A 25840-nucleotide genomic window follows, 5' to 3' on the forward strand; every position below is an offset into this window, starting at 1 on the left:
CAATCGTGTTGTTGCCCACACTCACCAGACCACCGCTGCCGTTGACCGCCCCCGGGCCACGTCCAGTCACGCTGATCTCACGGTTGATGGTCATGCCCGCACCCACCGTGTTGCCCATCAGGATCAGGCTGCCACCGCTGTAGCCGGGGTTGCCACTGCCGGCGATGCCGTTCACCGAAATCGCCGTGGTCCCCGTCCCGAGCTGCGCTTCATTTGTGATCATCAGGTTGCCGCCATTGATCACGACATCTCCAGAAATGCTGTTGCTGCTGTTCGTCAGCCTCAGCGTGCCATTGCCAGTCTTGGTGAAACCAGATGTACCGGCAAGAAGCGCATCAATCGTCACCCGGTTCAAGGCCGCCACCTTGATGGCCGGTGAATTCGATCCACTCGGTGCCATCAGCGTCAGAGTGTTGGTGGCAGGAGCCGCACCTCCATCGATCCGATAGCCATCCACACCAAAGATCAGGCCGCCCGCTATGATCGGCTCGGTCAAGCTGACAGTGCCCGCTGGGGCTGTGGTGAAACTGGCAATGTCACTGCCATTGGTCCAAGCGGTGGATGTGCTGTTCCAATTGCTCGTCGTAGTGTCCCACGAACCAGTGCCTCCATCGTAAAAAAGTATGGCACCTTGAGCATGCGGTCCTGGCAGCCATGTTGCCATCAGGCAAATCATGAACCATCCAAGGAATTGGCGGTGGTGGCGTAATGTCTTCATAAGGGATAAGGAAAAAGGTAAAACAACCTCATGTCTGCGCTCACAAATACAGCGACGCAGCTGCACGCATTCTCTTCGAAAGAGGTGCGGCTGCTGCATTCTTTATTTCTGCGCAGGGTGTGGTTGGTGGCATCTAAAGGTATTCTTTGCATCAAAACACATTGAACCCTTACCAGACAACCTATTTTTATCCTTTCGCAAAAAAAACTTAACACACTGAAATTCAGCATTTTAAGTTATTCACAATGCCCTATCAAAGGGTGGTCGTAATTCCTAATAAATGAGAACCGAGCGAGACCATTTCTCAAAAAGACCATGGAAATACCAGTATTTACAGTAAATCAACCACTCGCCTAAACCTTCCCACCTCTCGCATTCTTTACCGCGTATCCCCGACAGGAATCGAACCTGTATTTAGAGTTTAGGAAACCCTCGTTCTATCCATTGAACTACGGAGACGACTGAATATCAGTGCTTTACGCTGAACACCTCGCCGGATAGTGGCAAAGTAAGAATGAAAGTAAGAATACGTCCACCCATTTCCACTATTATACTGGCCTGTCCTTTGTCCAGCGGAACGGCAGGTTTAGCCACCAATGGGCAAGGTGTGTGTTTTTTATGTGAACCTGCATTTTGAACAATTCGCACGAAAGCACTGGTAGATTATAAAACCTCTTGGAATGATGGGTCTAGGAGACTTCCTACTAGGGGGGAGGTGCTTAGCCACAGCAGCGCAAACTTGCGGCGGCAGGCGCTCTGCGCACCATCTGTGAATTATGTCTAAACGCGACACCCAAAACGGCAGCGCATTGAGCTGGTTCTTCATCATGCTCTTACTCGCCGTGCTTGGTTGGCTGATTTATCTTGCCTGCCTTCCAGAAAAGCTACGCATCAAAGAATTCAATGGCGCTAGTGACTCTGTTACCAATGTCACTGGAATGGCGGTAATCATTGGCGCGATATTTCTTCTAGTGCTTTTTATCCTGCTACCGTGGTTTGTGTATGTGGCGGCGCAGGAAAGCAGGAAGGCCGCACAATCTTTGGAACGCATCGAGGAACTGCTCAGCCAGCACATAGAGGATCTGCACAGCCAGCGCATCGAGGCGGCTCAAGAGAAGCGGAGGGCAGCCGATGAAGAATCTGAAGAGATCCCACCAACCATCTATCCGGTGAAGCAGGCACCGCGTCCACGCCGCTTGCTTTAGCTCTGCGAGGGCTAGAGCGCAGCCAGCACAGCGGGAAGCGGCTTTGGAGGCAGGCACAAGGGCTTGAGCTTTAGACGCGTCAAAACGGCTTCAAATGCTCAATGATCCGTTACTGGTGTCTGTCTGGTAGGATTCGGTGTGCATTAATCATTCATCACAACATGATTGAAAAAAAAGTGCCACGAGCGAAGCGAGGCCGTCATTGGTCTTTTTGATTCGGGTCTTTTTCATCGCGCCTTTCTCCTTGTAGCCTTTCTCCTTATGTTGCGGGTATGGTTGCGGGCGTGCTTGCTGGGAGGGATGCAGGCACCCATGCGGGAGAAAGTGAAAGCCCTTCATTATGTTGCAGGTTGCTTGCTGGCACCTTGCAGGCGGATAGTCAGTTCACGATCTTTGGCGCGGTTTGCGTCCACTGTCGGTTTTAAACAGTATTCGGCCTGAAACTTCCCGACTGCCTCCGCGAGTTTTTCCCGTGTCTCATGCCGGAAGGAATAGGCCGTCTTTCCGCCGCGTGCTCCTTTCGAGTAACGAAAGCGCAGGTAGAATTTTAAAACTTCCATGCGTGAAGTGGTGAGGTCAATTTGTGAACGCGTTAGCGGCTGGCAGTGTGGCGGCAGCTCTGACTTGCTGGCCCCAAAAAGATCTCTTTTATGGTAGCCGCATGCCCGCGATTGAATCGACTGCCAGCCGAGAAACACGAAGCCATAAAGCTTATTCACGGGTGCAGACAAGATGGCGGCGAGAATGCGAAACTCCCGCCAAGCTAGCGGCTTGAACTCATTGGTCACGTCGTCGCCACTCTCACGCCTTGCTGTATAAACCGCATTCCAGAGCCATTCACTTTTGATCGTAAAAAAGACTTCTTTCGGTCTGGTGTGAGCCGCCCATGTCTGAACATCTTTGGCGCGGTTTCCGCCGCTCACTCCGCAGACCTTCGCGCCTGCATGCGCCGCTTTCCAAAATTCAGCAGCTCTTTCATGCGCTATCGTTTTTCCATCGCAATCTTTGAGCGTGAATCGCGGTGGCGGCGTAGTGGGCAAGCCCTGCTTCTCAGCTGCCTCGTCTGCCTGTTCAAGCAGAGTATCAAATTCAGCCTCGCCATGCGTTTCAAGGTAGCCAAGGCCTGCGTTCACGAGGCCGCAGCAAACAGCGGCATCCAAGGCATCAAGCGCACTCTGTCCGTTCCGCAGGATGGCAAGCGGCGCTTTAAAATAGCGGTCACCTTTGCTCATGGCTTGCCCTCCTGCATGAAACTAAAAAGCGTCTGCCCTTTGCCGTGGAAACGCTCTAGGCGGTGGTGTTCGATATGGCAGAGATGGCAGAGCCAAGTTACGTCCAGCTGCCTTGTATAATCTTCGTGGTGCGCGTGGACGGCCTTTGTTGAACCACAAGAGGCGCAAGGATGGCGTTCGAGTGTCCCGTCCTTTAGTGCCTGCTGAACTACTTTATGAGCCGCTATGCGCTCAGGATAGCGTTCTCCCCACCTGTCGATGCTGGCTTGCATCGTGCCGTCTCGGAGCCGCTGTTTGTCTCGTCGGCGGTCACATGCTTTGCAGCGGTGGTGTCTGTTGTCCCGCGAGGAGCGGGAGTGGTCGAATGCAGCCAACGGTTTGAATACGTGGCATCGTGAGCATGATTTGTACATGGCGCGTCCTTTTGGTTGCACCGCGTTTCCCGCTCTGGCAGAGTCTCGCTTCTCCTAGTTATCAGAGCCGCGTTGCCTTCACGGGTGCGCGGCTTTGTTATGCGACTTGGGAATGCAGGAAGTCGCGAATGCTGGCGCAAACAAACAGGCGGCGGCCTTTCAGTGCTCCCGGCTTGCGAATGGACACGCTGCGAATCTTTCCCTCATTGACGAGGTTGTAGAGATGCGAGCGGGACAGCCCGAACAATGCGCGGGCGGTGCGATGATCTGCGAATTCTGGCAGTGCGTTGACTGCCGCCGATTGTGGGGGGAGGGATGTAATCTTCATTTTGAAGACCAGCACTATTCACCCACGTTTGAAGGTGTCGAAATTGCACCCGATTGGAGTGCTAGTGTCCCGGCAATTAAAACTTTGCCGGGCCTTCGCGCTTAGCGGCAGGCCTTCCGCGCTTGGCAGCTCGGATGAGTTCGCGAAGTTCTGGCATTCGCTCAATGGCCTCTGAAATGTCGGATGTCGTAATGTTCGCAGGCTCCCCTTCCGCAGAAAGTTTCTCGTTCAAAAACTTCACAAGTTCGGCAGCAGTGGGACGACAGCGACGCTCATTCATGAAAGCCTGAGCAGCCCATAGGATTTGAATGTGCCGCTTCGATGCTGGCTTGCCCGGCTTGATGCTTTCCCTGTCTTTGACGCGCTGGAATCCCTCGGCTGCGAAGGCAAGAAATCGATCATTCCCCTTGGCGAGTTGGGCAGACACGAGCGCGCCTATCTTTACGCTGAAATGCTTAATGCCTTCGTGATCGTTTAAGAGACGTGAGTCGATCAAACAGTTGAATGCGGCGGCCAGCTCAAACTCCGCAAGCGATAGCCCTAAGGCCTGAGCGAGCGTCTTTTCTGGCTTCACTTTCTTGGAACTCACGCCACCGCCCTCCAAAGTCTCGGAGCTTTCGCCACCACGCGGGATTGTGCCTCTGTATCGAGATGCACATAGCGGCGGTGCGCTTCGTCGGTGGAATGCCCGCTCATGGCCTTTGTGACGGCCTCTGGCGCGTCGGAATTCGCCAGCCGTGAAATCATCGTGTGTCGCAATGAATGGAAGCTCAGAGCGCTGAAACGGCGGCCCTTGCCCTTCCGTGCCTCGCCTTGCTCGCGGTCAATGCCTGCCTTGTCCAGCAGGCGGGCGAACGCATTCGACAACCCGCCAGCGCTGCCCGATTTCTTGCCATGGAGCGAAGGAAAAAGAGGCGCGTCTTTCTTCATCGGAATGGGCAGGCTCTTGATGTAGTCGCGAAGATCGGAGGCCATGACAACCACGGTTTCCCGCTCACTGGCACGTTGTTTCCGGTGCGCTGTCTTGGCCTCACGGAAGCGAAGCAGTTTCCCGCCTTCGATGTTCTGGCGTGAGAGGTTCGCGGCATCATTCAAACGAATGCCCGTGTGATAGGCGAACAAGATCATGCCCTGCCATTCGGTGTCTGCCACAGTGAGCAAGGCTTTCACCTGCGCATCAGTGAAGGGGCGGCGTTCCTCGCTCATGGCGCTGGCGAGCGGCTTCACGGCTTGAACCGGATTGGAGAGAATGATGGCCTTCCGGCGTGCATCCTCGAAAACACCATTGAGCACCTTGAGCGCAAAACCTGCGGTGCCTGCTGTTTTGCCAGCCTTCATTTCAGCATCACGGAATGATTCGACTTCCTGCGCAGACACGCTGGCAATTCGGGCGTTTGACCGTGGCTCGCCAAGATGGGCAAGGAAGCCATCGAAGATCGGTTCATATCGTTTCAGCGTTCCCGGCTTCGTGCCGCGTGCCTCCAAGCTGGCAACGTAGTCGGTGAAGTGCTCACGGGTTGAACGGGTGTCCAGCCCTTCCCCGTGCGTGCGCTCCATGAGTTCATTGAGCATCTTCACGGCGGCGGCGCGGGTGAGTTCTGCCCCCTTGGCTTTCTTCGCGGCTTCCTCGAAAGATTCGGCTGCCTTGAATGCCAGCCTCCTGTCTTCAAGCTTCGTGGAGCGTTTTACCTGCTTGCCCGTCTCATCGGTAAAGCAAGCCGTCCAATAGGGGGAGTTCGGGTGTTTCCAGACAGAGGCCATAAGTGATGCCGAAAACAGTAAGAATAAAAGTAAGAATGTCCACCCTCGTTTTCTGGTGTCCTATTTTGTATTTCTCCCAGTGAAATCGTTTTTCAAAGGGGGGAGGATAGAAACCCTCGTTCTATCCATTGAACTACGGAGACGACGAACGCGCCCCACGTTTCCACCGGTTCCCGCCATCATTCAACTCCCGAATGCAAGTTGCAACCAACTGCAACATCCCCTCTCCTCCCTCGTTTCCGCCCCTCGCACCCATACCAACCCCTCACCCATGACTCCCCCCATGCACTCACGCCGCCACTTCCTCACCACCACCGCCGGCCTCGCCGCCAGCGCCTTCACCGGCCCCAATCTCCTCCTCCGCGGCCAGGACACCGCCTCCAAGCGCCTCAACCTCGTCCAGATCGGCGCCAACGGCAAAGGCCTCGCCGACACCGGCATGGTCACCCTCAATCACAACATCATCGCCATGGTCGACGTCGACACCAAGCGCCTCGATGAAGCCGCCAAAAAGCGCGAAAAGCACCACCTCGACTCCTCCCAGCCCGCTCCCCCCGCCCCCAAGCTCTACCAGGACTTCCGCAAAATGTTCGACGAAATGTCGAACCAGATCGACGGCGTCATCGTCTCCACCCCCGATCACACCCACTACCTCGCCGCCATGCACGCCATCAAGCACGGCAAGCACGTCTGCGTCCAGAAACCCCTCTGCAACTACATCTCCGAAGTCCGCGATCTCCACCGCGCCGCCAAAGACGCCAAAATCGTCACCCAGATGGGCAATCAGGGCCGCACCATGGACGGCCAGCGCATGGCCAAAGAATGGATCGAGCAGGGTGCCATCGGCACCCTCAAGGAAATCCGCCTCTGGACCAATCGCCCCATCTGGCCCCAGGGCCCTATTAAGAAGAAGCTCGTCGAATGCCCCGCCAATCTCGACTGGGACCTCTGGCTCTCCTGCGAACCCTCCGAGCCCTACTTCGAGTTCGACCTCGACCCCGTCACCGCCAAGAAAAAACAGCGCTCCCCCGGCCCCGCCCCCTTCAACTGGCGCGGCTGGTGGCAGTTCGGCTCCGGCGCCCTCGGCGACATGGGCTGCCACATCATGGACTCCTCCTTCTCCATCCTCGGCCAGCTCATCCCCGAAAAGATCGAAGCCGAATCCGGCCCCATCACCGACCTCAACGCCCCCATGTGGAGCAAGCTAGTCTACCACATGCCCGCCGGCAAACACCCCGCCCTCACCGTCACCTGGCACGACGGCGAAAAAGACGGTGCCCCCAATAAGCCCGAGCGCCACCCCGACATCCCCGAAGACACCTTCAAGAAAGCCACCTCCGGCATGATGTTCATCGGCACCGACGGCGTCATCTTCGAAGGCGACGCCTACTGCAAGAGCCCGATCATCTATCCTTTGGATAAATACACCCAGGTCCGCCAGGACATGAAGTCCGGCAAGATAAAGCAGACCGAAACCCGCTCCGTCATGCCAGACAATCCCCAGGGCGAATGGGCCCACCACATCGTCAATGGCGGCCTCCCCTCCTCAAACTTCGACTACTCCGCACCCCTCACCGAATTCGTCCTCCTTGGCAATCTCGCCATCCGCGCCCAGCAGACCGTCCAGTGGGACAAATCCGCCATGAAAGTCACCAACGTCGAAGCCCCCAACAAATTCATCACCCGCCCCTCCTACCGCGACGGCTGGAAAGCATAAGTTGAATTCCACATTCACTCAGGATTCTGATTCGCGTTAATTCGCGTTAATTCGCGTTAATTCGCGGAGATTCTCCCCTGTTCGCGTTCCAAATCTGAATCATCAAACCCAAACGGCAGCGCTCACCCCGCTGCCGTTTTTTCATGCCCACCGCCCCACCCTTCCGAGCTTCAGCGAAGAAGTGTCCTTTCCGTCCTTTCCGTCCTTTCCGTCCTTTCCGTCCTTTCTGTCCTTTCTGTCCTTTCTGTCCTTTCTGTCCTTTCCGTCCTTCGCCCCCCTTCCTTCAAAGAGAAGCCTCCCGTTTCGTTCATCTCCCCAGCACCAACCGCGCGACGCACCGCAGCCCAGATCAACGCCCTGGTGCAAGATGCAAAGCAATATCCTTTCGCTCCGCCACACCAGCCCCAACCGGGGCTGCGCACCATAGCGAAGGGTTGCCGAGCCTCAGCGAGGCTACCCTGGTACCAGCACAGCCCATCCGGAAAGCAAACCCAGCCCCCCGCCCCATCCCACGTCCACCAGCAGCGTCTCCCATGAGCTCCGCCGCACACCCAGCGCAGGTAGGGAGGCTTGTCCCCAAGCCTCCGCCGAACAACTCCACGCGCACTTTCCGCAAACCAGTTTCACCCTCGGTTAGGCAGGGAGCTCATTGCAATGAACCCGCAACGGCTTAGCCTCCATCACATCGTGGAACGTTTCGGACGTTTCAGGGGAGGACTCTCTCGCGCGAGGTGCATCCACCGCCACGACCTTTCTTCCGACGGATGGAACACTGAACTGAAAAGCTCCAAACCCATGAGCGTACCCACCACCGGAAAATGGATTGCCAAAGCGCGCGACTGCACGCTCCACTTTGATGGCGAGACCTGGACCTACAGCGATCCAGAATTCGCTTTGCAATTCGGCCCTTTCATCGCTGACGAAACCACCCGGCACCGGGGCCAGCATATCACGCTGGACATCGTCGCCACCCGCGTGCTCGATCTCCACTTTCCCGGCAACTGGGCCCTCATTTCCTGCCGCGTTGACCGCTGGAAAACCAAGCTGCCACCGGGAGCCATTGATTGAAGAAAGGCCTCACGCACACTTCCCTTTCGTTCCGTAAAAAGCCCGGAGAATAGCCACGCAGCAAGGAACGCAAAAAAGCCCCCCCCGATGCCTGGATTGAAGCGCCAAAGGCGCGACCTATCGCAGCCCAGGGCAACGCCCTGGGTACGGCACCGTCCGTCCGGAAAGCAAACCCATCGCACTCTCTGCAAGCCGCGTCCACCAGCAGCGCCATCCCGCCGCGATAAGCAAACGTCCAAACACCTCCCGATTCCCTTAACACGATCTAGAGGAGCGTCTTGTTGGATGCGCTGAGGCTTGCTCTTCCCGCCAGTTTTACCTTGTGAACCTCTCCCCGTCCTTCCGCGCCCTCCCCAGCGTCACAAGGCTCTCCAAAATCTCCAGCAGATCCCCCGCCCTTGGGAACTCTTGAAAGAGAACCCTCAAGGGGCGTATGCCTGGCACTTTTAGGACTGCGCAGCCACACACAATTGCTAGAGGACCGACCTCGGCACTCTGGCAGGCAAAAGATTCCTTGCCCTCAATATTTGGAAGCCTTCCATGCTGGCCAGTCTGGTTTAGCCAACGGTCAATTTGGTCAAGAGGCCAGGCGGCCTGCTCTACTTGGTCATGAATTATGTGCAGGGCACCGATGTGGCGCAGATGATCCGAGCCTCTGGTGAACTGCCGCCGGAGCACGCCTACACCATCATCGCGATTGTATGTGAAGCCTTGGCCTTGAGTGTGCCGCTCGAAGTCCCATCGGCAGGCCCTAATGATGGGGTTTCAAAAATAAAGCTGCCGTCCCGTTAGCCAGACTAAAACACAAGTAAATTTCGAATAACCTGAAAAAACGCATGAGTGCAGTAACCCAATAAACACCTCTGATAGCCTTGCAACAATTGTGGGATAATCCGAAATAACGTTCCTCATTTGCAGCAGTCGTTTGCGGCGTTTTTCATGCTGCCGGACTTCTTACTGCAATTCCCAGTCTCGGCAGCAATCATGCTGCCCGATTCAGAGTTGAACAAAAAATTAAAGTCAGCTCAGGAATCTACCATCATCGTGGTTGGCCCTTGGTTTACTTCGAACGCACCGTTGACAAACCTTTAACTACAAATCCATTTGAAAAAACGCACCGACTCACTCAGCCCGCTCCCGCGCCCACGGTTCCGCGCCATGAACCTGCTCACCTGTGCCGCCCTGCTGGCGGCCCAGCTCACCCTGCTGCCCAACGCTGCCAACGCGGACGTCACCATCACTGGTGCGGAAGCGGGCGGGAATGTGGTGTTGTCGTACTCGGGTTCCGTCGATCTGACGGGACTGACTCTATCTGGTACAATAGGTTTTTCTTCGTATATTTATCCTGCAGTGGGTTACTTCAGTTCCGGTGGTACTGGTGATGTTTACACAGGAACAGGTGGTACTTCCGTACCATTTGGCATTGGTGGCCTTAACCCTCCCACATCGTCTTCAGGCGACGTATTTTTGGCATACTCGGCTGCGGGGCTTGTTTACGTGCCGGCGGGGTATGTCTCAGGTGCCTCTCTCGCAGGGTCCATGACTTTTGCGGGTGCCACGTTTGCCAGCCTCGGACTCGGTACCGGCACCTACACGAATGCCATCAGTCCGAATTTCAACTTCATAGTCACCTTCGGACCGCCACCCGAGGAGGTGTCAGCCGTGACCACCGGCCTGCCGATGGTGAACGTGCAAGGGCAGATGCTCATCAGCGCGGGGAGCACGGTGACCAACGATCTAAACAACCACCTCTTCAACCTGCAAGCGGGTGATGGTGAGGAAGATGCCACTGGCAGCGTCGCTGCTTTGGCAGATTACGGCGTGGTGGTCGGCCAGGGTGATGGTAACCCTGACGCGAAGAACCCCATCGCCAAAATGGTGCCACGCTCCCGCCAGTGGGAAGTCTTCACCACGGTGAATTACGGCAACGTCAAGCTCAACGCCATCAACAATCAGGCGGGTGTACAGGTGGACTCCTGGGCTCCCAGCGTCGGCATTAGCCGTCATCTGAGCCGTGGCCTTGCGGTGGGCTTCGCCACCACCTTCCTCACCAGTGACCAGAGCTACACCAGCGGTCTCGGCCATCTGCATCTCGAAGGCCCGGCCCTCTCTGCCTATGTGTCCTTTGCGCGTAAAAACTATTGGAGCAGCCTGCTGTATAGCTTTGGCAGCTACCAGCTCGATTCGACGCGCAATCCCGGCTTTGGTTTCGACCAGGCCTTCGGCAGCACCCGCACCTACACGAACTCGGTGCAGTATAACACGGGGTGGAACTTCCGCTTCCAGAACAACACGCTGGTGACAGGACCTTACGCCGGTGTGGATTACCTGCATGGAACAGTGAACAGCTACAGTGAAACGGGCGGCGGCGCGGCTGCTCTGGCCTATGGACGGCAGACGTATGAGTCTCTGGTGGCACGCGTGGGCTGGTCGGCGACCAAGAAAATCCAGACGAGCTGGGCAGCAATCACGCCGCAGGTGCGCGTGGGCTATGAGCGGCAGAACATCACCAACAACGGCACGAGCGTGAGCCTGATCAATGCGCCGTTCACGGCCACAGGCGGCAATCAAAGCCCCGGGCAGAGCTACATGGTGGCAGGTGGTGGGGTGAACTTCCAGTTCAACGACCAGTTCAGCCTGCTGCTCTCCTACCAGGGCCAGTTCTTCCGTCAGGACATGCAGGCCCATTTCGGCAGCGTGCGGCTGGGGTATAAGTTCTGATAACGATTTTGGGTTGAGTTATGTTCAAGGAAAGAGGCGGTGCCGCAAGGTGCCGTCTCTTTTTTGTGACTGCTGAGTGGTCAGGGTAGCGAATACTCCGTACCAGCGCACCAAATGGCCACCTCTTTTAGGACGGCGTGAAGGTTCGGACCGGGGACATAGGTGGCAAGTTGACCGGGCGGCTGGAAGATGGTGCCAGTGTGCAAATTATTGACAAGATCTTCCCCTTGCGGGTGCTCGACGTCGATACTCCCCCCTTCCCCCCATTCTCAACGCCTCCGAGTCCCACCACCCGTCGCCCCCCCCTCCCTCAAGGCCTGCCAAGAAGCATCTGCCGCATCGGCTCCCGAATCTTATCCTGCGCTTCACCGAATTTCCGGAGGTCCAGGCCGGTGTTTCCATACATCACGCTGCGCCGTGGGCTTTGAAGCGCCCCCCGGCATTTCAGAGGGGCTTAGTTTTCGCCACTACTTTATGAGCCGTTTTGGCTGCCGGGCGGCTGAGCACACTTGCAGCTAACGATCTCGCACTGCCACCACCGCCATGATAATCAAGAATAGCGCCAGCGCCACTAGTCGCTGTCTTTGTGACGGCGCGTCCTTTGGCGATCACTGAGTTCACCAAGGCCCCCGTTTCCTTGGCTTCGATGCCATACGACACGAACACCTTGCCGATACGGCTGGACTCGTCGGGCGTTAGGGCGGTCCCACGAACGATCTTGCTGCTCAGTGTCTGGACGCTGATGCCGGAGGCTGCGGCGATGGCCGATAGGTTCAGCAAGGGCTGCAGTGCCTTCACTCGATCCAGCGTGGCGTCCATCGCAGGCAGGGGCTTGCCTTCCTTCTTCATAACTTTGAGCATGGCACCGGCAGCGATCTTTACTTCTTTAATGGCCTGCTCGGGCGTAGTGCCGTAGGCGAGGCAGTAGCGCAGCGCAGGCACGCGGGCCTCGAAGGCACTGTTTTCTTCGCTCCAGGCGACCGTGAATTGATAAGGGATGGCTTTCATACGTTGTGTTGGTGTTTGGTGGTTTGCCTGACTGTTATTACGGCAGGTCGTTGATGGCTTGGCGGATGCTGCGGATATAGCCGGATTTGATGCTCTTGCCGTGGGCGGAGAGCACCACAGGCTGGTCGAGGGCCGGGTGACTATAGACGCGGTGAGAGCCCGAACCGCCAGTGTGACTAAAGCCGTGCTGAGTGAGCACCAATTCCGCTTCAGCCAGCGTCCAGTTGGCATCGCCTGTAAAGCTGGCAAGTTTGTCGCGGATTTTTTTCTTGCTGCTCATGCGTCAATATTTACGCATTGGATTAAACATCGCAAGTTCCTTTGCGTAATTTTTGACGCATTCGCGTAGATGGGGCAGCGTGCAAAATCTTGACAAAAAATTACCACCTTTCGAAGGCCTGAGTTCAGTCCATGCCTCTCCCCTCCCCCCTCAAGACCTCCCCAAAAGCATCTGCCGCATCGGCGAACGAATCTTATCCTGCCCTTCACCGAATTTCCGGAGGTCCAGGCCGGTGTTTCCATACATCACGCTGCGCAGCGGGCCTTGGGGCCGATGGAGAGTAGCGGTGAAGCGCCACAGGTACATGCCGAGGTCCCAGCGCCAGTTGGCCGTGTAGGTCAGATAGTCCGCATTTCCGGGAGGCGCTGGCACCACCGTCGTCTGAATGCCCATCGCGCGAATCTGATCGACCATTTGTGACTGGAAGTCGTCCATGTGAACATCCTCGTTGTTCACCACCGCCAGATGCTTGATCGGCGGATTCGGCACAGGCCCCGAAATCTTGGCCGTTTTGCACTGACAGAGAAAAAGGCAGGAGAGCCCGAGGAGTAGGAATGGATTCATAGTGTCAGGAGGCCCTCAAGTAGCAGCACCGAGGGCCACACGCCGCAAATACCTCACAAAACACCCGCCATTCCCAGGCCCAAGCTCAGTCCATTCCTCTGCCAATCCATTCCTCTGCCAAAACCAAAACCCCACATCCGCTCCCACGCTGCCGCCTGGCTTACTCCGGCTCACTTCATTCTCTGCTCCCTCTGCCCCTCCGCTCCTCTGCGGCAAACTCGAACGTCCCTGCCACCCCCAAACAACATGGCGCAGGTCCGACTTTCTCCTTCTGGATTAGCGTCATATCAGCGTCTCATCAGCGGTTAAAATCCCTCCCTTTCTCCACACACAAAACGCATCACCCACGGCATTTGAACCGCCATGGACAACTTAGCCTTCATCATCAGTGCAAGTCAGTGCAAGTCAGTGGTTCCAATTCCCACTCCGGAAGTTGGGTCTGGCGAAACCACTGTAAACAATGGTCAACAACCGTAAACCACTGTCAACTGCCTTGCCTCCCCTCCCCAGGCACCAAAACACCAGCACCTCCTAAGAAGTGCCGGTGTGAATGAGGATGTCTCGCTCCGATCCCTCGGAGCAATCAATTCAATCAATCATCAACAACCACGCGGCTGATCACGCGATTGTCACCATCAGTGATGTACTGCACACTCACCGGGTTGCCCACACGAACGCGTGTGTTCAGCATGTCCTGGGTGATGACCTTGCCGCTCTTGGTCACATAGACCACTTCCTTGCCATAGCGATAAGTCACCGGGCCGCTCTCCTCTTTCAGGATGAAGGTCGTTCCGGGCACATACTCCGTCAGAGTCCCGGTGCTCGTGGTGGTCTTGATGGTGGTTTGCGTCGAACCGTCCGCCTGGACAGTCGTCGTCTTGGTGGTGGTCGTATCCTGCGCGAGGACAGCAGATGAAGCGATAAGCGCGAAGGCGAGGCTGTAGATTTGGGTTTTCATAAGAAACGTTTGGGGTTGGTTTGTTGCCCAATGTTTGAGAATTCATTCACTGGGCGAGCAACATCCTGCGCGAGATCCGCCACCCACGAAATGGGGTGAAACCCGCCTTCTGCATCGCACCAGATCCAGCGACCAGATCCTCCTGTCCACCGCTGCCCCTCCGCTCCACTGCAACGAAATCGAACGTCTCCTGCGCCGCCCAACCAACAGGGCACGAGCACGGATTTCTCATTCCGGATTAGCGTCATATCAGCGTCCCATCAGCGGTTAAAATCCGCCCTTTCGTCCCCTCGTGTCGCGGAAGCCCTGACCAACAACCGTCAACCACGGTCAACAACCGTAAACCACTGTCAACCGCCTCTGCTCCCTCTGTACCTCTGCGGCAAAACGAACGTCCCAGCCACCTCCAAACAAACATGGCGCCGGTCCGGATTTCTCATTCTGCATTAGCGTCTTATCAGCGTCTCATCAGCGGTTAAAAGCCCTCCCTTTCGTCCCCTCGTGTCGCGGAAGCCCTGACGAACAACCGTCAACCACGGTCAACAACCGTCAACCATCGTCAACTCCCCCGCCTCCTCTCCCTCACCGCCTCCGCTATCTCCTCCGGCGTCGCACACCCCACCGGTTCCACCGCAGCCGCAGCCGCAGCAGCCCGGCCCTTGCACTCCACACCATACAGCCTCGCCATCTGCCTCAGCGCCTTCACCCGCACCGACAGCATCGGCGCCGATGGCACCTCAGCCCGCTCCGCATCCTCCACCTCAGGAACCCCAAACGTCCCCACCACCGTCTCCCACAGCGCCACACTCACGCACTCCCGCAGCGCCACCAAATCCCCCTCCGACCGCAGAGCCAGCGGCGGCAAAACCCGTTCCCGTTTCGGAGCCAGCGCCGCCCGCGCCACACGGATTTCCCACCAGTGCTCCCGCACCTCCCCCAGGCCCAGCCTCAGCACCTTCGCCACCTTCCGCAGCGCCAGCCCCCGGCGTACATGCAGCTCAAACACCAGCTCCCTCCCCGTCAGCCCTTTCACCCGCGCGCCCCTCACCCACCGCCGCAAACTCGCCATCTTCACCCGCCGACCCGCCCTCATCCCGCCTTCGCGGGCCTTTTTGGAAGAAGAAATAGCCATGATCCGAAAAGTGAAGATTCCAATGGTAGTAACTGGTATTCATCAACCGCCCACCACATCATACCACAACCCTTGGGCCCGTTTTTTCAAATTCAACCCCTTTGTTCAAAGAACTTCAATCCCATCCAACACCATGCCTGAGCGGATGGATTGAAGTACGACAGACACTCCTGTCTGTCGGCCAGCGCATCGCAAGCACCCAGGACCCACGGACCACATCCACCGCTCTCACAGCGCAAACAGCCCCTCCCTCAAAGCCCACTTCAAAAACCCATCTCTGCGGCGTTCCAATCTCTGCGGTGCCAAAGCCGTTTCCCCTATTCCTCCGCCAAAAAACGCCCCTTTCGCGCAGCCCCTCCCTCAAAGCCCACCTCCGCCTCTGATCCGACTTCCGTGTATTCAGTGTATTCCGTGGTTCAACTCCGGTCCCTCCCTGCCTCCGGCCATTCCCTTGCTCCCCATTCCTTTGCCAAAAAACAACAACACCAAACAACCCCGCACCACCGCAACGCCAGTCCACCCCAAGTCAGTCCTCTGGAACTCCGGCCAAACCACGGCAAACAACCGCAACCCACCGCCAACAACCGCAACCTTCCGCTCCCCGTCCCCATTCCCTTGCTCCTCATTCCTTTGCCAAAAAATAACCCCACCAAACCACCCCACCCCACCGCAACAACAAAAAGCCCCGAGTCCCCTCTCAGGAACTCAGGGCAAACCACTGTCAACAACGGTCAACCATCGTCAACAACCGTAAACTCTCACCGCAGATTCACCGCGCCGCCATCAATCGGATAAGAACTCCCCGTCACAAACGACGCCTCATCACTGCAAAGATACAGTGCCAGCGCCGCAATCTCCTCAGGCTTCGCCATGCGCCCAATCGGCTGCGCCTCACTCAGCTTCTGAAACATCTCCGCTTCCTGCCCCGGATACGTCTTCGCCAGATACCCGTCCACAAACGGCGTGTGCACCCGCGCCGGAGCGATGCAATTGCACCGGATCCCCTGCTTGATAAAATCCTTCGCGATCGAATACGTCATCATCAAAACCGCCCCCTTCGTCATCGAATAAGCAAACCGGTCCGCAAGCCCCATCTGCGCTGCGATCGAGCACATATTGAGGATCACCCCCTTGTTCACCGTCGTCATGTGAGCCAGCGCCGCCTGAGCACACGCATGCACCCCCTTGATGTTCACCCGATGCAGGCGGTCCATGTCCTCCTCCGCCGTCGTCAACGCCGTGCCGATGTGCGCGATGCCCGCGTTGTTCACCAGCACGTCGATCTTCCCATGCGTCTTCGCCACATCGTCAAAAATCGCCTTCACCTCCGCATAATTCCCCACATCACAAGCCGATCCCCGCGCACTGCCCCCGGCAGCCACAATCTGGTCCACCGTCACCTGCGCCCCCTCCTGCTTCAGGTCCAGCACCTCCACATGCGCCCCCTGCTTCGCGAAAAGAATGGCAATGGCCTGACCGATGCCCGATCCGGCTCCGGTGATGATAACGGTTTTATTAGCGAGTGAGAACATGAGCAGAAGTAAACAATGATTGGCAGCCCCTTTTTACCCCTTTCCCCATTTTCGCCAAACAATTCTCAACGGAAAGAACCCACTCGATCCCCCACCACCAACAACGGCAAACTTTTCCGTCCTTTTTGCGTCCTTTTGCGTCCTTTTGCGTCCTTTTGCGTCCTTTTGCGGCCACCATTCCGGCTCCGACCTCCGGCTCAACAACCGCAAACAACCGCAAACTCCCCTCCCCCTTTTTGCGTCCTTTTTTGCGCCTCTTTGCGGCCAACCATTCCGGCTCCCCTACTTCTTCCCCTTCTTCTTCCCCGCCTCCGGATCCACCGGCAGAAACGCCGCAAACCGGCTCTCAAACCGCTTCGGCATCACACACTGAATCTCCGCCCTGCCAGTCTCATAATCCTCACTCAGCATCTTCCCCTCCTGATGGATCAGCGCCACCAGATCCATGCGATCCAGCGGCAGACTCATCGTCAGCCGCACCACACGATCGATCAAGAAGTCATGCAGGCGGTGCAGCAGATCCTCCATCCCCTGCCCCGTCTTGACAGAAATCACCACCGCCTCCGAAAACTCACGCCTCAGCTCCATCAGCCGCGCATCGTCGATCAAATCCACCTTGTTCAGCACCAGCAGCACCCTCTTGTCCCCCGCTCCCAGTTCCGCCAGCACCTTCGACGTCGTCTGATAAAACTCCACCGCCTGCAGCGAGCTCGCGTCGATCACATGAATGAGGAAATCCGCCTGGATCGCCTCCTCCAGCGTCGCCCGGAACGACTGCACCAGATCATGCGGCAGATTCCGAATGAACCCCACCGTATCCGTCACCAGCAGCGGCTGCCCGTCCGGCAGCTCCATCCGCCGCGTCGTCGTATCCAGCGTCGCAAACAATTTGTCCTCCACATACGCATCCGCCGCCGTCAGCTTGTTCAGCAGCGATGACTTCCCCGCATTCGTGTACCCCACAATCGCCGCATGCGGCACCGGCGTGCGCAGGCGGTCCTTGCGCATCGTCTCCCGCTGCTTCTTCACCTCCTCCAGATCCGCCTTCAGCTTGTCCAGCCGCTTGCTCGCCAGCCGACGGTCCACTTCCAGCTGCGTTTCACCCTCACCACGCGCCGCACCCGCCCCACCCACACCACCGCCGGCGCCACCGCCCTGTCGGTCCAAGTGAGCCCACATCCGCGTCAGCCGAGGAATCGAATACTCCATCTTCGCCAGCTCCACCTGCAGCCGCGCCTCCCGCGTCTTCGCCCGCATGTTGAAAATGTCCAAAATCACCTCATGCCGGTCGATCACGCAGATGTCCCCCTCGCTCTCCCAAGCCCGCTGCTGCCCCGGACTCAGCTCATTGTCCCACACAATCACATCCGCCCCCACTTCCTTGGCCTGCTTCATCAGCTCCGCCGACTTCCCGCTGCCAATCAGGTAGCGCGCCGTGTGCTCCCGCGCAAAAACCAGCTCCTTGCCAATGATGTTGATCCCCAGCGTCCCCACCAGTTCCGCCAGCTCCTCCAGCAAATCAGTCGCTTCCTGCTTCTGCCGCCGGTCAAAGTACGCACCGACCAGAAAAGCGTTCTCGACTGCATTGGGTTTTTCTCGGATGTCAAACATGGGGTTGCCAGTATGGAGCACGCCAGCGCATTGCCAAGCTGCGTATTCCATGCCATGAACACCCACATGACACGCCGCCACCTTCTGCTCAGCCTCTGCCTCGGCCTCGCCGCCTGCGATTCCTCAGAAACCGCCCCCCTCCCGCTGAACCTCTATGAATGCGATGCCGGCGAAGCCGCCCTCCGCCACCTCATCACCACCATCCCCGATCTCAATCCCGGCGTGGCCAAAAGTTACTCCATCGTCCTCGGCGAAATCAACCGCGACGGCATGACCCCCGCCAGCGAGGCCTTCACGAAACGCTTCGCCGATTTGAAACTCAAGTTCATCGATGCGCAATTCCTCAAGGACATCGACCCGGACCACACCATTGCGGATTCCGACACACGTCTCGCCGCGTTTGTCCTCCAACTCCGCAAGCTCCAGCCCACCAGCGCCACCACCTGGGACACCGAAGTCGGCTGGAGCTACAAAAAGGAATTCGCGCGCATGCAACTGCAACTCGAAGTCAAAGACGGCAAAACGACCGTCGTAAAATCCGAAAAAATCGAAGGCTCGAAATAGCGGGCATCAGCTCAGGGCGCCACCGCTGTCATCCACACTGTCCACATCCATCTGCCGCACCCGCTTCCGATCCCGCTCATTTTGCACCGCCGTGCGCAGTTTTTCACGCACAACCTCCACCCCAGGAATCGCGCGCATGCTTAGCGTGGGCGTGGTGGCGTCAGAAGTGATCAAAGTCATGTTGCCAAGACCAACCATCCGCAGCAAAAACGGCTGCTCCATGGTGTAGTCCCGCACCCGGAAAAGCTCCAGCTCATCGACCTTTTTGTTGAGAATCCCCGCACGAATGCGCAAACGCTGGCTGGTCAGCTCATAAGTGGTGCACTTCGTCGCCCACCAGCGGAAGACCCACATAAGCAATGGAATGATCAGCGCCAGATAACCCAGCGCTCCTACCCCAGCAGTAGCCAGCCCGAACACCGTGGCCGCCACCGCAATGCCCGCAGCCAGCAGGACACAGAAGAAGTAATACCAGAAATGAACCCACTGGGAGGTGTGACCGGACCAGAGATTGGTTTCCGGGACGGAGGCAGGAATGGGAGTGTCTTCAGTAGGCATGATGTGCGAGTGGGGTGTGAGTTTAGGAAGCGGTTGGAAAATCAGAGCATCGACTTGATCTCATCGAGCGCCTGCTTGGTACGCTTGATGCCTTCGATTTCGGTGTGCTTGTCGCCTTCGTATTCGATGCCGATGTAGCCATTATAGCCAGCCTTGACGACGATGTTGATCAAACGCTCGAAGTCGAGCGTCATCTCCCGGCCTTCGCGGCGGTCTTCGGTGTAGAATTTACCAGCACCGGTGTCCCAGTCATAGGCCTTGGCGCTCATGCCCTTTTTCACCCAGGGCATGAACTCACGCAGGCCCTTGTAGGGGTTGTAGAGTTCGCCTTTGACGCGGTCGGTGTAAAAATTGCCAAAATCAGGCAGGATGCCGACGCGGGCGTGGTCTGCTGCTTTCATGACACCGGTGAGCCAGAGGCCGTTGCTGGAGAGTCCGCCATGATTTTCCACGACAACGTAGAGTCCGCGCTTGTCGCCTTCGACGCAGAGACGATGCAGACCATCCGCAGCGAGTTTCATCTGCTCGTCCCAGCTCAGCTTCGGATCGCTGGCGGCATTCACGCGGATGCTGTGGCAGCCGAGGGTGGAAGCGGCATCGAGCCACTTGAGGTGGTTTTCGACGGTCTTTGCACGCTTGGCTTCATCGGGATCACCTAGATTGCCTTCGCGGTCGCACATGATGAGCAGGCCTTTCACGCCATCGCCTTCCTGGCGCTTTTTCATTTCGCCGAGGTAGGCGGCGTCGGTGGCCTTGTCGAAGAACATCTGGTTCACATACTCGACGCCATCGATGCCCAAGCTGCGGGCGATTTTGCAGAAGTCGAGATGCTCGTGGCGCTCTGCATTGCCTTTCCCAAAAATACCTTTGTTCAGCGACCACTCCGCCAGCGAGATTTTGAACGGCGGTTCCTTGTCGGCGGCGAGGGCTTGGCGTGAACCTGCAGCGGCAATGGCAGTGGTGACGAGTTGAAGAAAGTGGCGGCGGGAGGTCATGGGTGTGATAGCACCCACTATGATGTGAGGAGCCCCCAAAGCTCCAGCAGAATTTTTGCCCCGACTTTGTAACCCGAAGCTTATGCCGCCTTGCGTTCCACCCGCTTGCGAAGCATGGCGGCACGCTCGCCTTTGACGACGCCTTCGTTGATGGTGACGCCACGCACGTCCAACCGGCTTGGCACGTCATACATGACGTCAAGCATGATGCGCTCGAAGATGCTGCGCAGTCCGCGTGCACCGGTGCCACGTGTCACCGCCTCCTTCGACATGGCAAGCATGGCGTCACGCGTGATGGAAAGCTCCACGCCGTCCATGTTCATCAGTTTAGCGTACTGTTTGATCAAGGCGTTTTTCGGCTCGGTCAGCACCCGCACGAGTTCCTGTTCCGTCAGGGACTCCAGCGAGCAAACCACCGGCAGACGGCCGATGAACTCCGGAATCAGGCCAAACGACAGCAGGTCCTCAGGTTCGACTTCGGCCCTGGATTTGGCCGTCTCGGGCTTCGCCGCCTGGGAATTCACAAAACCCATGGTCTTGCCACCACGACGCCGCTCCATCAGTTTGTCGAGGCCGACAAAGGCACCGCCGCAGATGAACAGAATGTTTTCGGTGTTCACCTGGATGTACTCCTGCTGCGGATGCTTGCGTCCGCCCTGCGGTGGCACATTGCACACTGTGCCTTCGATGATTTTCAGCAGCGCCTGCTGCACGCCTTCTCCTGAGACATCACGGGTGATGCTCACGTTCTCGGTCTTGCGGCCGATCTTGTCGATCTCATCAATGTAGACGATGCCCATCTCGGCACGGGCGACATCGTAGTCCGCCGCCTGCAAGAGCCGCAGAACGATGTTTTCCACGTCTTCGCCGACGTAGCCGGCCTCCGTAAGCGTGGTGGCATCCGCGATGCTGAAAGGCACATTGAGAATGCGTGCGAGAGTCTTGGCGAGCAGCGTCTTGCCACAGCCCGTGGGGCCCATTAGCAGCACATTGCTTTTCTCGATCTCGACATCATTCGGGTCGGGCAGAGCGGTCGTCACTTTGCGAGGGGCTCCGCTGCCGGCGCGCGTGGCCTGCTGCTGGGTGTGCAGGATGCGCTTGTAATGATTGTGCACCGCGACGCTGAGCACCTTTTTCGCCTGCGCCTGGCCGATCACATGCTGATCCAGCAGTGCGGCGATGTCCGCCGGGCGTGGCACCAGCAGTGCCGGCCCACCCTCGGAATCGACCGAGGTTTCCTTGTCGAGGATGTTTTTACAGACGTGAATGCAGTTGTCGCAAATATACACCCCCGGACCTGCAATGAGTTTTTTGACCTCTGCATGGCTTTTGCCGCAGAAGGAGCAGAGAGTAACGTTGGAGCCGCGTGCCATGGTTTTTGGGGATGGTAGAATGTCGCACGGAAGCAGGATGCACGTCAAGGTGCCGCTTCAAGAGAACGCAAAACAACCTGACCCGCATCATTCCGCCCATACCATGCTTTGAGTACTACGCCTGAAGCCGGTCGAGAGGTCAAAACGCTGTTCTGCACGAGAGACCGATTTGCGAGAACCATTCCCTTTGCGTCTTGGATCTCCCACTCCTGCCCCCTCAATTGTGGGGCCTGCTCCCAAGACACCGCGTCCAAGCCCTGAATCACCGCTCCGGGTGGAACCTGAGCCGAGTCCATCAGCCATGCCTGAGGGACCAGAGATCGCAGAGCTACAAAGTGCTGCTGGCGCAATTCCTGGCTCCACAATGAGCGCAGTGCCGGCAGATGCAGCAGGGCCTGCTCCAGTGGAGAATGGGCAAGGGTTGCGCTGCCCCCCGCGAGTTTCAGCTCCGCTTGATCCTGTGCATAGTTGAATGACAACCAAAGATCTGAGTCAGCCCCCTTCGCAGGAGCCAGCGACAGCCAATGCGCCAAAAAATCACCCAATGGCCCTGCGACACGGCCTTTCGAAACACGCGACTGCAAGACTTCGCGTGCCGCCATCCAGCGCATGATACGGTAGCCGGCAGAATCGACAGCTTCGCGCTGTGATCGGGGTAAGGGTTCCAACAAGTCAGGTATCATGAGTTCTGCAGCCTCTGTCTAAATGCAGACAGTCACCCGTCAAAACGAGAGATTGCGGCGAAAAGATGTTTATGATAATTATATAGCCCGTGTTGCGCATCTCCGCCAGCCCCCTACGCCCGCAACCCCAGCCGAACAACTGGATGTCTGCGGGCTTTTCAATCTTGGAGTTGCTCACCGTTATCTGCCTGGTCGGCATCTTCAGCAGTATTGCACTTGGTTGGTACGGCGGAAACCAAAGGGTTGTAATAGAGCGTGTGATCAACCAGCGGAACGCGCAGGAAATTGTTTCTCTCGGGGTCTATGCCACGCTGGGCAGTGCGGATTTTGTTGTGCCCGGGGACAAGCTGGCCACCGCAGCCAAGCTGATCGGCGGTGTCACCGGCAAGCAAGGGATGTGGAAGAACAAACTTTTCAGCCTCACCAACATGCGAGCCAGCGACCTGCCCGGAGCGCTGACTTTTGTGAAGTTCGAGTCCGACCTGCTGCTCTATGACCCCGAAGGGCTGCAGCCTTGATCCGCTGAACTAATCGACGCTCACTTCCACATTCAAAGTGGCGGACAGCTTCGATGCTTCAACTGCATTAGCTGCAGCTGGTTCATCAGGAAAAATCACCACGATCTCGCGGATGCCGCCCTGGTCTTGCGCTTTTTGCTCTTTGAGAACCCAGTGCTGCACAAACTTGGCCACCGAGGTGCGGCTGGCTTCGCGCACATGCTTGATCTTGCCCGGCACTGCCGCGCGACGTTCAAGCATCGGAGTCAATCCTTTCTCCAGTTCAGCCATGTTCTCCGCCGCATTGAACCGCAGCCAGCCCGCTTCGGACTTCTTCTCCATCGTTTCCGTGCGGATCGCCGGTGGCAGTGAAGGCCGGATGGCGGGTGCGATCACCACACAACGACCGTTTTCGACCGTGAGCTTCCATTCGTCGGACAGCTTCAAATGGTAACGATAGACCACTAGCGCGCGGATCTCCGCCACGGTGGTGCCGAGGTAAACGGCATCGTTGAACAAGGTCTTCGTGTCATACTTCGTGACCGTCTCCTCGGTTTCCATCGTGGCCAGTTCCAGCACGTCGCCCTGAGTCGAGGCGATGCGTTTCACGTTTTCATGAAAACTCTCGGTGATGGTCCGCTTCTGGAAATGCTCTGCCAGCCACTTCATGCCAAAACCCGAATCCACCACCTTCCAAACCACGAGACCACCGATGACCACCACCGCCAGAAACGTCAGGGCCAGTATGGAGAAGCATCCTGGCCCGCGGCGCGGCGCGGGTGCTGGAGCAGAATTTGGTTCAGCCATGGAATAAAGTGTGAGTCAATGACACCTGAACATGCCGCCTAAGGCTTCCTCTGCCAATTACGAATCTGGTAAAAACCTCGCCTTGACGATCTCCCGCAGCCCCTGCGAGACTGCCGACGCATGAAGCCCTCATTCCTCTCACGCTTTGTACTGCTGGCCTTTCTGGCAGTTTTCTCCACCACTCAGGCTCAACAACCTGACGAAAAGAACGCGGCTGAGGAGGAGAAAAAGCTGCTGGATGACATGGAAAAGATCGGCTGGGTGCGTGAGGGCGCAGGAGATCTCGGCGGCGTGGCCAAGATCGCCATCCCGAAGGGTTACCGCTTCACCCATGGCAGCGGTGCCAGCCGCGTGCTCGAATTGTTTGGCAATCTGCCGCAGCCCTCTGCTTCCGGCTTGCTCACCACCGAAGGGTTCGGCCCCTGGATCATCTTCGGCTATGCCGACTCCGGCCACGTGAAAGATGATGAGAAAAACGACATCAATGCGGACGAACTGCTTGAGACCCGCCGCGCAGGACTGGCGGAGTCCAACAAAGTGCGCAAGGAACGCGGCATCCATGAACTGGCCATTCTTGGCTGGGCCATGCCGCCGCGCTTCAACGACACCACCAAGACCCTTGAATGGGCGGTGCGAATCCAAAGCCTGGATGGGACAGGCGGCGAGTCCGTCAACTATGAGACGCGGCTGCTGGGCCGCACGGGGTCCATGAAGGTGCAGCTCGTGTGCGACCCGGCGGAGTTCCAGCCGCTGCTGACCGAGTTTCAGAAAGTCATGGGAGGCTTCTCTTATGTCGAAGGCCAGCGCTACGCTGAGTTCCGCGAAGGAGACAAGGTGGCCAAATACGGTCTCACCGCGCTTATTGCCGGCACCGGTGCCTTTGCCGCAGCCAAGATGGGTCTGTTTGGCAAGCTCGGGCTGTTCTTCGCCAAGCTGGGCAAGGCGGCGATCCTGCTGGTGGTGGGTGCTCTGGCCGGCTTGAAAAAACTTTTCGAAAAAATCTTCGGCTCGCGCCAGCCGCCAGGCGAATAGCGCATGACCGACGGCCAGACGCTTCTCGCAGTCTTCGTGCTGCTCTATCTCATCGAGTGCCTGCGCCTCGTGCCATCCACTGCCTGGATGGCTGCGGGCACGGGCAAGTCGGGCTGGAGCCCGCTGCGGCCATGGATGCGGCTGCAAATCGGCAGTGGTTCGCCACTGCTGCTCTCTCCTCTGCCGCCCATGCAGGCGCATGCGATGGCGCTGCCATGGTTGTTCGTGCCCGAGCAGGAATCGCTGCGGGTACGATTGACCGACAGCATGAGCGTCAGTATCACATGGGACAAGCTGGCCCCACGTGTCGAGGAAAGCACGCTGCATCTTGATACCGTCACTCGTGTGCGCCTGCCTTCCAAAACGCTGGCTGAACTCTGGCAGCAACGGCTCATCGAATGGCGTGGCCTGACACCCGAGCAGCGCCGCAGTGCTTTTCTCAAGTACGCCCGCACGACACTCGATACGAAGTCTGCCAACACAACGGCCTCGGCCACCTCGCAACTCACTCGATCACTGCGCCTGTGTGCCACGATCCACTTCATGTGGTGCTTCGGAATGATGAGCGTTTTGTATCATCGCTTTGGCGACAGTTTGATCGTGCTCGCAGCTGCGGGTGTGCTGCTGCTGCTGCAATTCATCCAGTCATGGCTCTTTTTGCGCAGCACCCGGAAAAGCCGCGTCATTATTCCGCATCGTCGCTGGCGCGCGCTCGGGATTGCCTTTCTTCCTCAGTTGTCGATGCGTGCCTTTGATGTCGTGAATCTGACCACGGATGCCGAACCGCCACATCCGCTGGCCTGGCGAGGACTGATGGATGACAAGCGCTGGCTGGAAAGTGCGCGTCTGTTTTGGCGTGAGTCACGGTACGTTCCCGGCTGGCCTCAAAACGAATCACTCCCGCTCGAAGCCGAGGCACTGGAAAAATTCTTCCGCCACGAAGGCATCGCAGAGGAGGAATACGATCCGCCCGCGACAGCCAAACTTCCGACCTGCCCACGGTGCAGTGCTGAATTCCAGAGCGGCATGACCGCCTGCTCTGACTGCGGTGGTGTGGAACTGCGGCAACCGGTTGCCTAGACT

General features: G+C 57.7%; 26 protein-coding genes and 1 tRNA gene. 9 read left to right on the plus strand and 18 right to left on the minus strand.

Features of this window, described 5'->3' with window-relative positions; genetic code table 11:
• Both ACIREA_RS01590 and ACIREA_RS01595 read right to left on the minus strand, forming a co-directional pair.
• Positions 1-496: autotransporter-associated beta strand repeat-containing protein (locus ACIREA_RS01590; RefSeq protein ID WP_397379881.1), on the minus strand; the 496-nt coding region annotated here is incomplete at its 3' end.
• Between the two features lie 609 nt (positions 497-1105).
• Positions 1106-1177: transfer RNA gene (locus ACIREA_RS01595), tRNA-Arg, on the minus strand.
• A gap of 317 nt (positions 1178-1494) precedes the next feature.
• Here ACIREA_RS01595 and ACIREA_RS01600 point away from each other — a divergent pair.
• Positions 1495-1923 (plus strand): hypothetical protein, encoded by a 429-nt coding sequence (locus ACIREA_RS01600; protein ID WP_397379883.1) that lies wholly within the window; start codon positions 1495-1497, stop codon positions 1921-1923.
• 338 nt (positions 1924-2261) lie between these two features.
• Here ACIREA_RS01600 and ACIREA_RS01605 read toward each other — a convergent pair whose 3' ends face one another.
• The 4 genes from ACIREA_RS01605 to ACIREA_RS01620 all read right to left on the minus strand — a co-directional run bounded on the left by ACIREA_RS01605 (position 2262) and on the right by ACIREA_RS01620 (position 5657).
• Positions 2262-3155: a hypothetical protein gene (locus ACIREA_RS01605; protein WP_397379885.1), complete on the minus strand. Its 894-nt coding sequence runs from the start codon at positions 3153-3155 to the stop codon at positions 2262-2264.
• Positions 3156-3665: 510 nt separating this feature from the next.
• The gene (locus ACIREA_RS01610; protein WP_397379887.1) at positions 3666-3896 is read right to left on the minus strand and encodes a hypothetical protein; all 231 of its coding nucleotides are present in this window, start codon (positions 3894-3896) and stop codon (positions 3666-3668) included.
• A gap of 76 nt (positions 3897-3972) precedes the next feature.
• Positions 3973-4485, minus strand: a complete 513-nt coding sequence (locus tag ACIREA_RS01615; protein WP_397379889.1) for a hypothetical protein — start codon at positions 4483-4485, stop codon at positions 3973-3975.
• Entirely contained in the window at positions 4482-5657 is a 1176-nt protein-coding gene (locus tag ACIREA_RS01620) for a tyrosine-type recombinase/integrase (RefSeq protein ID WP_397379891.1), read from the minus strand. Before ACIREA_RS01620 ends, ACIREA_RS01615 begins: the two co-directional genes overlap by 4 nt.
• A 283-nt stretch (positions 5658-5940) precedes the next feature.
• On the opposite strand from ACIREA_RS01620, the gene ACIREA_RS01625 reads away from it, so the two are divergent.
• The 4 genes from ACIREA_RS01625 to ACIREA_RS01640 all read left to right on the plus strand — a co-directional run bounded on the left by ACIREA_RS01625 (position 5941) and on the right by ACIREA_RS01640 (position 11163).
• Positions 5941-7374 carry a Gfo/Idh/MocA family protein gene (locus ACIREA_RS01625; RefSeq protein WP_397379893.1) on the plus strand — a complete coding sequence of 478 codons (1434 nt, stop codon included), beginning with the start codon at positions 5941-5943 and terminating at the stop codon, positions 7372-7374.
• A gap of 795 nt (positions 7375-8169) precedes the next feature.
• A complete protein-coding gene (locus tag ACIREA_RS01630; protein ID WP_397379895.1) occupies positions 8170-8442 on the plus strand; it encodes a hypothetical protein in 273 nt (90 codons plus the stop codon).
• Positions 8443-9015: 573 nt separating this feature from the next.
• A complete protein-coding gene (locus tag ACIREA_RS01635; RefSeq protein ID WP_397379897.1) occupies positions 9016-9234 on the plus strand; it encodes a hypothetical protein in 219 nt (72 codons plus the stop codon).
• Between the two features lie 366 nt (positions 9235-9600).
• A complete protein-coding gene (locus ACIREA_RS01640; RefSeq protein WP_397379899.1) occupies positions 9601-11163 on the plus strand; it encodes an autotransporter domain-containing protein in 1563 nt (520 codons plus the stop codon).
• Between the two features lie 444 nt (positions 11164-11607).
• Here ACIREA_RS01640 and ACIREA_RS01645 read toward each other — a convergent pair whose 3' ends face one another.
• The 7 genes from ACIREA_RS01645 to hflX form a co-directional block, all read right to left on the minus strand.
• Complete coding sequence (locus tag ACIREA_RS01645; protein ID WP_397379901.1) at positions 11608-12171, minus strand: hypothetical protein; 564 nt, start codon at positions 12169-12171, stop codon at positions 11608-11610.
• A gap of 37 nt (positions 12172-12208) precedes the next feature.
• The gene (locus ACIREA_RS01650; protein ID WP_397379903.1) at positions 12209-12451 is read right to left on the minus strand and encodes a type II toxin-antitoxin system HicA family toxin; all 243 of its coding nucleotides are present in this window, start codon (positions 12449-12451) and stop codon (positions 12209-12211) included.
• A 150-nt stretch (positions 12452-12601) separates the two neighbouring features.
• Positions 12602-13015, minus strand: a complete 414-nt coding sequence (locus tag ACIREA_RS01655; RefSeq protein ID WP_397379905.1) for a hypothetical protein — start codon at positions 13013-13015, stop codon at positions 12602-12604.
• A 592-nt stretch (positions 13016-13607) separates the two neighbouring features.
• Complete coding sequence (locus tag ACIREA_RS01660; protein WP_397379907.1) at positions 13608-13973, minus strand: hypothetical protein; 366 nt, start codon at positions 13971-13973, stop codon at positions 13608-13610.
• 559 nt (positions 13974-14532) lie between these two features.
• Positions 14533-15105: a hypothetical protein gene (locus tag ACIREA_RS01665; protein ID WP_397379909.1), complete on the minus strand. Its 573-nt coding sequence runs from the start codon at positions 15103-15105 to the stop codon at positions 14533-14535.
• A gap of 758 nt (positions 15106-15863) precedes the next feature.
• Positions 15864-16637 (minus strand): SDR family NAD(P)-dependent oxidoreductase, encoded by a 774-nt coding sequence (locus ACIREA_RS01670; protein WP_397379911.1) that lies wholly within the window; start codon positions 16635-16637, stop codon positions 15864-15866.
• Positions 16638-16919: 282 nt separating this feature from the next.
• Entirely contained in the window at positions 16920-18248 is a 1329-nt protein-coding gene (hflX, locus tag ACIREA_RS01675) for a GTPase HflX (RefSeq protein WP_397379913.1), read from the minus strand.
• A 66-nt stretch (positions 18249-18314) separates the two neighbouring features.
• On the opposite strand from hflX, the gene ACIREA_RS01680 reads away from it, so the two are divergent.
• Entirely contained in the window at positions 18315-18812 is a 498-nt protein-coding gene (locus ACIREA_RS01680) for a hypothetical protein (RefSeq protein WP_397379914.1), read from the plus strand.
• Positions 18813-18818: 6 nt separating this feature from the next.
• On the opposite strand, the gene ACIREA_RS01685 is transcribed toward ACIREA_RS01680, so the two are convergent.
• The 4 genes from ACIREA_RS01685 to ACIREA_RS01700 form a co-directional block, all read right to left on the minus strand.
• Positions 18819-19370, minus strand: a complete 552-nt coding sequence (locus tag ACIREA_RS01685) for a PH domain-containing protein (protein WP_397379916.1) — start codon at positions 19368-19370, stop codon at positions 18819-18821.
• A 41-nt stretch (positions 19371-19411) separates the two neighbouring features.
• Positions 19412-20365, minus strand: coding sequence for a sugar phosphate isomerase/epimerase family protein (locus ACIREA_RS01690; protein WP_397379918.1), 954 nt, complete (start codon positions 20363-20365; stop codon positions 19412-19414).
• 80 nt (positions 20366-20445) lie between these two features.
• Positions 20446-21738, minus strand: coding sequence for an ATP-dependent Clp protease ATP-binding subunit ClpX (clpX, locus tag ACIREA_RS01695; RefSeq protein WP_397379920.1), 1293 nt, complete (start codon positions 21736-21738; stop codon positions 20446-20448).
• A gap of 44 nt (positions 21739-21782) precedes the next feature.
• On the minus strand, positions 21783-22421 hold the full coding sequence (locus tag ACIREA_RS01700; RefSeq protein WP_397379922.1) for a hypothetical protein: 639 nt from the start codon (positions 22419-22421) through the stop codon (positions 21783-21785).
• An 89-nt stretch (positions 22422-22510) separates the two neighbouring features.
• On the opposite strand from ACIREA_RS01700, the gene ACIREA_RS01705 reads away from it, so the two are divergent.
• Complete coding sequence (locus ACIREA_RS01705; RefSeq protein WP_397379923.1) at positions 22511-22939, plus strand: type II secretion system protein; 429 nt, start codon at positions 22511-22513, stop codon at positions 22937-22939.
• Positions 22940-22948: 9 nt separating this feature from the next.
• Here ACIREA_RS01705 and ACIREA_RS01710 read toward each other — a convergent pair whose 3' ends face one another.
• Positions 22949-23725 carry a hypothetical protein gene (locus tag ACIREA_RS01710; RefSeq protein WP_397379925.1) on the minus strand — a complete coding sequence of 259 codons (777 nt, stop codon included), beginning with the start codon at positions 23723-23725 and terminating at the stop codon, positions 22949-22951.
• 120 nt (positions 23726-23845) lie between these two features.
• Between ACIREA_RS01710 and ACIREA_RS01715 the strand changes: the two genes are divergently transcribed.
• Positions 23846-24757, plus strand: a complete 912-nt coding sequence (locus ACIREA_RS01715) for a DUF2167 domain-containing protein (protein WP_397379927.1) — start codon at positions 23846-23848, stop codon at positions 24755-24757.
• Positions 24758-24760: 3 nt separating this feature from the next.
• Positions 24761-25837 (plus strand): hypothetical protein, encoded by a 1077-nt coding sequence (locus tag ACIREA_RS01720; protein WP_397379928.1) that lies wholly within the window; start codon positions 24761-24763, stop codon positions 25835-25837.
• Positions 25838-25840 lie beyond the last annotated feature (3 nt).

The organism is Prosthecobacter sp. (assembly GCF_044373815.1).
In the GTDB taxonomy this organism is placed as follows: domain Bacteria; phylum Verrucomicrobiota; class Verrucomicrobiia; order Verrucomicrobiales; family Verrucomicrobiaceae; genus Prosthecobacter.

Bases quoted from the DNA above. Each gene is read 5' to 3' on its own strand.
- ACIREA_RS01650 (WP_397379903.1), bottom strand. From the start codon at position 12,451: ATGAGCAGCAAGAAAAAAATCCGCGACAAACTTGCCAGCTTTACAGGC.
- ACIREA_RS01685 (WP_397379916.1), bottom strand. From the start codon at position 19,370: ATGCCTACTGAAGACACTCCCATTCCTGCCTCCGTCCCGGAAACCAAT.
- ACIREA_RS01605 (WP_397379885.1), bottom strand. From the start codon at position 3,155: ATGAGCAAAGGTGACCGCTATTTTAAAGCGCCGCTTGCCATCCTGCGG.
- ACIREA_RS01640 (WP_397379899.1), top strand. From the start codon at position 9,601: ATGAACCTGCTCACCTGTGCCGCCCTGCTGGCGGCCCAGCTCACCCTG.
- ACIREA_RS01680 (WP_397379914.1), top strand. From the start codon at position 18,315: ATGACACGCCGCCACCTTCTGCTCAGCCTCTGCCTCGGCCTCGCCGCC.
- ACIREA_RS01655 (WP_397379905.1), bottom strand. From the start codon at position 13,015: ATGAATCCATTCCTACTCCTCGGGCTCTCCTGCCTTTTTCTCTGTCAG.
- ACIREA_RS01625 (WP_397379893.1), top strand. From the start codon at position 5,941: ATGCACTCACGCCGCCACTTCCTCACCACCACCGCCGGCCTCGCCGCC.
- ACIREA_RS01700 (WP_397379922.1), bottom strand. From the start codon at position 22,421: ATGATACCTGACTTGTTGGAACCCTTACCCCGATCACAGCGCGAAGCT.
- ACIREA_RS01715 (WP_397379927.1), top strand. From the start codon at position 23,846: ATGAAGCCCTCATTCCTCTCACGCTTTGTACTGCTGGCCTTTCTGGCA.
- ACIREA_RS01710 (WP_397379925.1), bottom strand. From the start codon at position 23,725: ATGGCTGAACCAAATTCTGCTCCAGCACCCGCGCCGCGCCGCGGGCCA.
- ACIREA_RS01720 (WP_397379928.1), top strand. From the start codon at position 24,761: ATGACCGACGGCCAGACGCTTCTCGCAGTCTTCGTGCTGCTCTATCTC.
- hflX (WP_397379913.1), bottom strand. From the start codon at position 18,248: ATGTTTGACATCCGAGAAAAACCCAATGCAGTCGAGAACGCTTTTCTG.
- clpX (WP_397379920.1), bottom strand. From the start codon at position 21,738: ATGGCACGCGGCTCCAACGTTACTCTCTGCTCCTTCTGCGGCAAAAGC.
- ACIREA_RS01690 (WP_397379918.1), bottom strand. From the start codon at position 20,365: ATGACCTCCCGCCGCCACTTTCTTCAACTCGTCACCACTGCCATTGCC.
- ACIREA_RS01670 (WP_397379911.1), bottom strand. From the start codon at position 16,637: ATGTTCTCACTCGCTAATAAAACCGTTATCATCACCGGAGCCGGATCG.
- ACIREA_RS01660 (WP_397379907.1), bottom strand. From the start codon at position 13,973: ATGAAAACCCAAATCTACAGCCTCGCCTTCGCGCTTATCGCTTCATCT.
- ACIREA_RS01620 (WP_397379891.1), bottom strand. From the start codon at position 5,657: ATGGCCTCTGTCTGGAAACACCCGAACTCCCCCTATTGGACGGCTTGC.
- ACIREA_RS01600 (WP_397379883.1), top strand. From the start codon at position 1,495: ATGTCTAAACGCGACACCCAAAACGGCAGCGCATTGAGCTGGTTCTTC.
- ACIREA_RS01665 (WP_397379909.1), bottom strand. From the start codon at position 15,105: ATGGCTATTTCTTCTTCCAAAAAGGCCCGCGAAGGCGGGATGAGGGCG.
- ACIREA_RS01645 (WP_397379901.1), bottom strand. From the start codon at position 12,171: ATGAAAGCCATCCCTTATCAATTCACGGTCGCCTGGAGCGAAGAAAAC.
- ACIREA_RS01610 (WP_397379887.1), bottom strand. From the start codon at position 3,896: ATGAAGATTACATCCCTCCCCCCACAATCGGCGGCAGTCAACGCACTG.
- ACIREA_RS01630 (WP_397379895.1), top strand. From the start codon at position 8,170: ATGAGCGTACCCACCACCGGAAAATGGATTGCCAAAGCGCGCGACTGC.